The sequence below is a fragment of the Streptosporangium nondiastaticum genome (assembly GCF_003011965.1).
Lineage (GTDB): Bacteria > Actinomycetota > Actinomycetes > Streptomycetales > Streptomycetaceae > Streptomyces > Streptomyces nondiastaticus.
Map to the genome: position 1 here is coordinate 1 of NZ_PXWG01000211.1, position 7,738 is coordinate 7,738.

8 protein-coding genes are annotated in these 7,738 nt (G+C 71.1%); 2 read left to right on the forward strand and 6 right to left on the reverse strand.

Annotation, left to right across the window (positions count from 1 at the left end):
* Positions 1-203: 203 nt before the first annotated feature.
* Positions 204-1,484 (forward strand): phosphatidylserine decarboxylase family protein, encoded by a 1,281-nt coding sequence (locus B7P34_RS34090; RefSeq protein WP_189383263.1) that lies wholly within the window; start codon positions 204-206, stop codon positions 1,482-1,484.
* A 50-nt stretch (positions 1,485-1,534) separates the two neighbouring features.
* Here B7P34_RS34090 and B7P34_RS34095 read toward each other — a convergent pair whose 3' ends face one another.
* The 5 genes from B7P34_RS34095 to B7P34_RS34115 all read right to left on the reverse strand — a co-directional run bounded on the left by B7P34_RS34095 (position 1,535) and on the right by B7P34_RS34115 (position 5,858).
* Entirely contained in the window at positions 1,535-2,869 is a 1,335-nt protein-coding gene (locus tag B7P34_RS34095; protein ID WP_106682028.1) for a ferritin-like domain-containing protein, read from the reverse strand.
* Positions 2,866-3,528: an HvfC/BufC N-terminal domain-containing protein gene (locus tag B7P34_RS34100; protein ID WP_106682029.1), complete on the reverse strand. Its 663-nt coding sequence runs from the start codon at positions 3,526-3,528 to the stop codon at positions 2,866-2,868. The genes B7P34_RS34095 and B7P34_RS34100 overlap by 4 nt, the downstream gene beginning before the upstream one ends.
* Positions 3,521-4,384, reverse strand: a complete 864-nt coding sequence (bufB, locus tag B7P34_RS34105; protein ID WP_106682030.1) for an MNIO family bufferin maturase — start codon at positions 4,382-4,384, stop codon at positions 3,521-3,523. The genes B7P34_RS34100 and bufB overlap by 8 nt, the downstream gene beginning before the upstream one ends.
* Positions 4,377-4,859 carry a hypothetical protein gene (locus B7P34_RS34110; RefSeq protein ID WP_106682031.1) on the reverse strand — a complete coding sequence of 161 codons (483 nt, stop codon included), beginning with the start codon at positions 4,857-4,859 and terminating at the stop codon, positions 4,377-4,379. The genes bufB and B7P34_RS34110 overlap by 8 nt, the downstream gene beginning before the upstream one ends.
* Before the next feature lie 138 nt (positions 4,860-4,997).
* Positions 4,998-5,858 carry a PaaX family transcriptional regulator C-terminal domain-containing protein gene (locus tag B7P34_RS34115; RefSeq protein ID WP_189383264.1) on the reverse strand — a complete coding sequence of 287 codons (861 nt, stop codon included), beginning with the start codon at positions 5,856-5,858 and terminating at the stop codon, positions 4,998-5,000.
* 67 nt (positions 5,859-5,925) lie between these two features.
* Between B7P34_RS34115 and B7P34_RS34120 the strand changes: the two genes are divergently transcribed.
* Positions 5,926-6,651: a VC0807 family protein gene (locus B7P34_RS34120; RefSeq protein WP_106682033.1), complete on the forward strand. Its 726-nt coding sequence runs from the start codon at positions 5,926-5,928 to the stop codon at positions 6,649-6,651.
* An 83-nt stretch (positions 6,652-6,734) separates the two neighbouring features.
* Here the strand turns inward: B7P34_RS34120 and B7P34_RS34125 are convergent, their stop codons facing one another.
* Positions 6,735-7,463, reverse strand: a complete 729-nt coding sequence (locus tag B7P34_RS34125; RefSeq protein WP_106682034.1) for an esterase/lipase family protein — start codon at positions 7,461-7,463, stop codon at positions 6,735-6,737.
* Positions 7,464-7,738 lie beyond the last annotated feature (275 nt).

Here is a 7,738-nt window from a genome sequence, read left to right on the forward strand (position 1 = left end):
CGGCCGCGCCCCGCCCGCAGCAGGCCGGCCGGACGGCGCAGGCGGCCCCGGCGGTGCCGGCCGGCCGCGGCTGATTCGGGCTCCTGCGGCCTTCGGAACGGCCCACTACGGTCGGACGTCCGACGCACGACCGGTGTACGGGACGGATGTTCCCGTACACCGGTCGCGGCGCCGTTCCCGGTCCGATCGACGAAGGGACGACCATGGTCAAGCCCATCACGGCCGCGGCACTCGAAGCGCGCTACCAGAGCTCGTTCGGCCGCGCGGCCGGCTATCTGCCGCACAGCCGCAAGGCGGTCGACGCGTGGCTGACGGACCTCGTGGCCAAGGCCCGGAAGCGCACGGCGGAGCACGTCCCCACCGTCCAGGCCCTGGCGGAGCTGCTCGAATCGGACAAGCCCCTCCGCGACAACGTGAACCTGATGATCGAGCAGGCCCAGCAGCTCGACCCCGGCCACAAGGCCGAGCACGTCAAGAACATCGACGAGATGCTGAAGTGTCTCGACGAGATCACGGTGACGGCCCCCGAGTACCGCCTGGACCCGAAGGAACGGGTCTTCTTCCCCATGTCCGCCCTCTTCTGCTACATGATGGCGACACAGGCGGGCTGGGACGCGTTTCGCGACGAGCGGTTCAACGACGCGCTCCTGACCATCCTGAGGGACGGATGGTGCGCCTTCCTGGACAGCCCGGAGAGCCGCTACGTCCTCAACGAGGGCCCGAACGGCTGGCTGTGCCAGGCCGCCTCCGAGCAGAACAAGCTCTACGAGTTCGTCATCCCCGAACCCGGCGCCCTCTACGGCGGATTCGTGTCCTTCAACGCCTTCTTCAACCGGCACATCAAGCCGGAGTTCCGCCCCAACGGCGCCAAGGACGATCCGCAGGCCGTCGTCTCCCCCAACGACGGGTCGGTGGTGCGGTTCGTGTCGGACGTCCAGGAGGACGCCGACATCACCCTCAAGGGCCAGCCGTACGCACTCCGTCAGATGCTGGGCGGCTACGAGCACACGGACAGGTTCGTCGGGGGCGACGTCTTCCAGTCCTTCCTCTCCGGGGCGAACTACCATCGCTGGCACGCCCCGGTCGACGGGATCGTCAGGCACGTCGAGCGGATCCCCGGCCTGTTGTTCAGCGAGCTGCCGATGAAGGACGTGGACACGTCCGCCGGCACGCTCTCGCAGGGCTACCAGGCGAACGTCAACACCCGGGGGCTGGTGGTCATCGAGAGCACCGTGCCCGACATCGGCCTGGTGTGCGTGATCCCCGTCGGCATCACCGAGATCTCGTCGGTCCGCTTCAGCGTCGCCGTGGGCGACCGGGTCACGCGGGGCGACGAGCTCGGCTACTTCAGCTACGGCGGGTCGAGCATGGCCCTGGTCTTCGAACCGGGCAAGGTGGAGTTCACCGTGCCGAACAACACGATCGACACCGCCGACGACGGCGCTCCCCTCTTCGTCAACGGGCGGATCGCCACCAAGAAGTGACGTGATGAGGCGGCGCCCCTCCCGCGAGGGAGGGGCGCCGCAACAAAGGTTCAGCCGAGCAAACCCGGCAACGCGGGCAGCAGCCCGATCTGCCGCTGCACCCCGTCGTCACCGCCCAGCTCCGGAAAGTGCGCGAGCAGTGCGGTGCACCGCTCCACGAGCTCGGCCTTCGGCTCCTTCGTGAACTGGTGGAACTGGAACGGCGGTCCGGCGTGGACGAGTGCCTTCGGCGGTGTCTTGAGGTCGTCCGCCGTGAGCGGCGTGCGCACCAAGAGGTCCGCGACCGGGTACAGCACCCCCTGCATCACGGCGATGAAGGCCCGCTCCAGCCCGTACCGGCGGTCCGTGGTGAACGCGTCCTCGTCCGACGGCGGCTCGGCTGACATCGGCTCGTCGTAGATGGCGTCGAGCAGCGCCAGCACGTAGCAGTAGACGGCGTTCGAGAGCACCATCAGGTCCCGGACCGGGCTCGTGTCCTTGAGCAGGCTGATGTCCGGGTCGTCCAGCACCGGCCAGATGACCTCCTCGTCGTCGATGGTGAACTTCTGCAGGCCGTTGTCGTCGACGACGACGCCGATGCCGTTGAGGCCCTTTTTGATGTCGGTGAACTTGGTGTAGTGGGAGGCCTGCTGTTTTCCGATGGCCGGCGGGGGGTAGTCGCTCGCCGGGTCGCGGACGATCGGGTCGGGCAGGTAGCCGTGGTCGTCCCACGCGCCCTCGCCCTGGTCGACGATGACCTCCATGGCCTGCAGGGCGGTGTCCTCGCTGGTGATGAGGCGGGGGCCGTCGGAGCCGCCGTTCTGGTTCCAGTACCCCCGGTGGTACTGGTGCCGCCACAGCGTCTCCCGGGCCTGGTCCCAATCGATGCGCTCCTTCGCGTCATCGCTGCTGAGGAAGCGGATGCCCTTCTCGATGCGCCGGTAGAACTCGCCGAGGGACAGGTAGGGGCGGACGGCCTCGGGCTTCGGGGGGCGGATGCCCTCCGGCTCCTCGATCCCCCGGAAGGTGTCGATCTGGTCCGTGGACAAGCGGCGCAGGTGCAGCATGAGCTCGGGGACGCGTCCTGCCATCGGTTCCGGGTACTTCGGGATGAACTGCTCGTCGTAGCAGCGGAACTCCTCGCCCTTGCCGATCGCCACGAGCAGGTTGCGCACGTTCGTCAGGTGGAGCATCTCCTCGATCGCGATGCCGGTCATGAGGCGCTGGGCCGACGCCCCGGCGGCCCACTGCGAGTAGCCGCGCGTCTTGATCGAGTAGGTGGCGTAGAGGTAGAGCGGGATCGTGGACAGCTCGACGTGGGCCGCGGCCTTCAGGTGGTCGGCCAGGTCCTGGACGGTGGCGATGTCCTGCTCCGGGTCCGCGCCCAGAGCCTGGATGTCGATCATGATGCGTCCTCCGGGTGTGCGTGCAGCAGTCGGTCGTACGCCGCCCGGCTCAGCTCCCGGGTGACGACGGTGTGGTCGCGCCGGGTGACGGCGAGCCGGACCGGGTGCGGGGCCGGGGGCTCGGGGTCCCGGCCGCGGCGGACCTCGGTGAAGTAGGTGTGGACGGGCGCGCAGGCCCGGAAGAGCCTCAGGGGCGGGGTGCCGCCCGTGCCGTCCTCCGGGCCGGGGGCGTCCAGGACTTCGGTGAAGGCCCGCTCGAAGCGGACCAGGTCGATGAGCAGGTCGATCCACGGCTCCCGCTCGGCGCCGGGCGCGGCGTCCGGCCGGGTGCGGGCGAGGTGGCCGGCGAATCCGCCGCTCAGGCCGGTCAGGGTGGGGGAGCGGGAGGGGTGCGCTTCCAGGTAGGCGAGCGCGAACCCGTCGAAGATCTCCCGGCCGAGGAGGTGCACCGATCCCGGGTGCAGGCTGCGCATGCACTCCGTCAGGCGCAGCCGGTAGCCCTGCTGGTGGATGTGCAGGCGTTCGCGCGCGGAGAGGCGGCGCGAGGCCGTCAGCACGTCACCGGGCGCGTACGGGCCGGGTGCGTGCGGGTCGAGGATGGCGGCCTGCATCCAGCGCTGGGTGGCCGCGAGGCCCGGTCCGGGGGTGCCGTCAGCCATGGCCGCCCCCGGCCGTGACGGCGGTCACCGAGTCGGCGACGGCCCGCGCCCGGTCCAGTTCGGCCATGAGCTCGGGGAACGGCGGGAGCCTGTCGTCCCGTTCGAGGAGGGTGGCGGCTCCTCCTCCGGTGAGTTCCACGGCCGTGCGGTACAGCTCCCAGACGGGTTCGGCGACGGGGGCGTCGTGCGTGTCGATGATGTGCGTGCCGTGGTCGGTGTGGCCGGCCAGGTGCATCTGGACGACGCGCTCGTGGGGCAGTGCCCGCAGGTACGCTTCCGGGTCGAAGTCGTGGTTGTACGCCGAGACGTGGACGTTGTTGACGTCGAGGAGGATCCCGCAGTCGGCCTCTTCGGCCAGCCTGGCCAGGAACTCCCACTCGGTGAGGGTGGAGGCGCGGAACTCGACGTAGCTGCTGGGGTTCTCCAGGATCAGCGGCCGCTCCAGCACGTCCTGGACGATGCGGGCCCGGTCCGTGACGTGGGCGAGCGTCTCCTCGGTGAAGGGCAGCGGCAGCAGGTCGTGGGTGTTGATGCCCAGCACGCCCGTCCAGCAGACGTGGTCGGACACCCACGGCGCGTCCACGTCGTCGGCGAGCCGCTTCAGCCGGCGCAGGTAGCCGGAGTCGAGGGGGTCGGTGCTGCCGATGGACAGCGACACTCCGTGCAGGACCACGGGGTAGTGGTCCGCGATCTCCTCCAGCGCGCTCCGCCGGCCGCCGTGGCAGCCGAGGAAGTTCTCGGAGATGATCTCGAAGAAGCCCACGGCGGGGCGGTGTTCGCGGATGTACGGGAGGTGGGGTGTCCGCAGGCCCGCCCCGAAGCCCAGGCGGGGCGTGCCGAGCCGGGGCTCACTCACGGTCGTCCCTCGCGCTCCGGGCGGGCTCCCGGTTCGCCGACGGCTGCTGCATGTAGTCGTAGTGCGGCATCCGGTCGTCCGGGATGCCCTGGCCCGGGGCCGGGCCGAACGCCTTGCCCGCGGCGTACATGCGGGCCTCGAAGAGGCGGCGGGCCTGCTTCCAGACGCTCTTGCCCTTGAGGGGCCCGGCCGAGAAGACCCTGCTCTCGTTGATCGGGCTGGCGCAGCTGCCGTTGTACCGGCAGTCCTGCTCGCCGGGGTGGAACTGCTCGTAGTCCGTGCCCGCGTAGCCGCAGCCGCCCTGGCCGCGGCAGGACCCTTCGCCGTGACAGACGTGGAAGACGGTGGCGCAGGTCCCGGTCCCGGCCATCTCGGCCGTCCCCGAAGCGTCCAGGCCGGCACAGGAGTTGAGGCCCATGCAGACGTGCAGTTCCTTCGGGACCTCTTGGGGAAGCGGGGTGGGTTCGTCGCGCATGTCGGTCGTTCCTCTCGGCTCGACGGCGAAAGGGCATACCTTTGCAGCACCGTCCGGAGGAACGGGAGGGAGCGATCCGGCCATGGCGGGACGACCCGGAGGTTTCCGGCCAGGGCGGACTCCGGCCCGCGGGCCGCGTCACGCGCCGCTCTCGGAGATCACCCCTTCCACGTACGCGATGACGGGCGGCCCGAAGTGCGCGTACGTCCGGCCGACGGCGGCCAGGAGCGCGGGCAGCGGCCAGTCGTCCGGGAGGAGTTCGGGGGGCAGGCCGGGCGGAGTCCGGAGGGTGTCGGTCAGGCTGCCGCCGAAGAGCCGCGCGTAGGCCGCGAGGGCGGCGGCGCCCGGCCCGGGCGGCACCGGCTGCGCGGCGACGGCGGCCGTGAGGCGCGCGGTGTGCTCGCGGTAGCGGCGGTCCAGCTCGGCGAGCTCCCAGGCGCGGTGGGCGACCTCGGCGGCGTCGGCGGTGGGGAGTTCGACGCGCCCGAAGTAGACGGTCCCCTCCTCGGGGGGTCCGCCGAGTTCGGCGAGCAGGTGGTCGCGGCGGTCGGCCGGCGAGATGAGGACGCCGGGCTGCATGAGGCCGTAGCGGGCGAGGGAGGCGGCGCGGCGCAGCCGGTCGCGGTAGGCGCGCCGCGCTTCCGGAACGGTGTAGAAGACGGCGTGGAAGAAGCCGTCCCAGGCCGGGGGTTCGGGGCGGCCGTGGCGGACCTGGCGGAAGGACTCCAGGAAGGTGCCGGCGAGGCGGTAGTCGGCGCCGCGGCCGCGGGGGGTCGCGGCGATGAGGCCGTCCCGGCGCATGCGGGCGATGAGGGAGCGGGCGGCGGCGGGGGTGAGGCCCAGGTCCGCGAGCAGCCGCACCAGCGCGACGCCGGGCAACTCCTCGCGGCCGGCCACTCCGTAGAGGAACGGCACCAGGGAGACGTTGGCTCCGCGCGAGACGCTCGCGCTGCCCTGACGACCTGTTAGGCTCTGGAGATCTGTTGCACTCTCGCTCACGATCGTGAGCATATGCGATACAGATCAAAAATGCATGCGGGTACCAAGAAAATTGAACGGGGCGGGAATGACGAACGCGCACGGCGCCGGTGAGAGCGGCAAGAGAAGCGGCGGGGCCAAGGGGCTGATGAACTGGGGGCCGGCGATCCTCTTCGGCGTGATCCTGCCGTTCGTCACCTACGGGATGCTGACCGACCACGGCGTGAGCCAGGTGCACGCGCTGCTGCTGATCACGCTGTGGCCGGCCGTCGAGACGCTGCTGCACCTGGCGATCAAGCGCCGGGTCGACGAGTTCGGCATCATGATGCTGGCCCTGATGCTGCTCGGCGCGCTGAGCGCGGTGGCGTACAACAGCACCGAGCTGATGTTCATCAAGGAATCGGCGATCACGGGCCTGCTCGGCCTCACGTTCCTGGGCAGCCTGGCGATGCGCCGGCCGGCGATGTTCTACCTGGGCCGCAAGTTCGGCACGGACGGCACCCCCGAGGGCCTGGCCCGCTGGAACGGCCTGTGGGAGTTCCCCGGCTTCCGCCGCATGCAGTACCTGCTGACGTCGGTGTGGGGCGTCGGCTTCCTGCTGGAGGCGGCGATCCGCGTGGCGCTCACGTACGTGCTGCCGACCAAGGCCATGGTGCTGGTGAACAACCTGTTCCCGCTCGTCGTCGTGGCGGCGCTGGTCACCTGGACGACCGTGATGGGCAAGCGCGGCCGGGCCCGGTCGGCGGCGGCACAGGCCGCGGCGCGGGCGGCGGAGACGGCGGAGGGCACGCCCGCGGTGCAGGGCGCGGCGTAAGCAGGAGCCCTGCTCCCGACCGGTCCGCGGCGCCCGGTCCGGCTCGCCGCCGGGCCGGGCGCCGCGCCGCGCTGCGGGCCGGGTCAGCCCTTGAAGGCGGACGCCACCTGCGTCAGCAGCCCGACGTCGGTCAGGAACCCGAGGTGCGTCTCGCAGGGCACCAGGGTGTTGACCGCCCCCTTCAGCGGTGTGCTCGTGAAGGGGTTGATCACCCCGTCGCACGGCGAGTACCAGGTGCGGTAGTCGACGGCGCCGGGCGTCTCGTCACCCGACGCGAGTCTCTTCAGGAAGTCGGAGCCGGGCGACATCTCCTGGCAGGAGACGGACAGCACGGCGCAGAGCCCGGCGATGTACGTGCCGTGGTGGGGCGCCGCCAGCGAGGCCATGTGCTTGATGTCCGCGGCGCCGCCCAGCTCCTTCGCGTACCAGAGCGAGACCAGGCCGCCCATGGAGTGGTTGACGATGTCGACCTTGTCCGCTCCGGTGTCGGCCTTCACCTTCGCGACGAAGGCCGCGAGCCCCTGGGCGCTCGTCTTGTTCGAGCCGAAGAAGTCGTAGGAGTAGGTGAAGAGGTCGCCGGGCCGGTAGCCGGCGGCCAGGAACGCCGCGACCGCCGGGTCCCACGTCACGCCGTCGCTGAGGTACCCGTGCACGAACACCACGGGCGTGCGGGCGGACGCGGATCCGGCCGGGGCGCGTACGGCTCCGGCGGAGGCGGGCGCGGGGGCGGCTTCGGCCGAGGCGGCGGGACCCGCCGTCACGGTGGCGGCCACGGCCGCCGCGAGCGCCAGGGCGCTGATGAGCCTTCGCATACGATCCTCCCGGTGAGTGGGACGCGCAACGGATGCGGAGAGCATGCAGCGCCGCTCCGGAATGCGAATCGGTGAAATCACCGGGGTGCGCGCGGCGTTCGCGGCGACCGGTCCTCCCGACGGCCTACCCAACGGTTTTACTTACGAGTAACTTGCTGGCAACACCCCGCACTTGCTCAGGAATCCCCCACCCTTCGCCCAGCCTCCGGCCCCCCTTCCCCCGGCGCCGGAGCGAGGAGGAGCCACCGTGCGCGACCCTCAGGCCGCAGGCCCCA

Coding starts and splice junctions, on each gene's coding strand:
- B7P34_RS34090 (WP_189383263.1), top strand. CDS start 204: ATGGTCAAGCCCATCACGGCCGCGGCACTCGAAGCGCGCTACCAGAGC.
- B7P34_RS34095 (WP_106682028.1), bottom strand. CDS start 2,869: ATGATCGACATCCAGGCTCTGGGCGCGGACCCGGAGCAGGACATCGCC.
- B7P34_RS34100 (WP_106682029.1), bottom strand. CDS start 3,528: ATGGCTGACGGCACCCCCGGACCGGGCCTCGCGGCCACCCAGCGCTGG.
- B7P34_RS34110 (WP_106682031.1), bottom strand. CDS start 4,859: ATGCGCGACGAACCCACCCCGCTTCCCCAAGAGGTCCCGAAGGAACTG.
- B7P34_RS34120 (WP_106682033.1), top strand. CDS start 5,926: ATGACGAACGCGCACGGCGCCGGTGAGAGCGGCAAGAGAAGCGGCGGG.
- B7P34_RS34125 (WP_106682034.1), bottom strand. CDS start 7,463: ATGCGAAGGCTCATCAGCGCCCTGGCGCTCGCGGCGGCCGTGGCCGCC.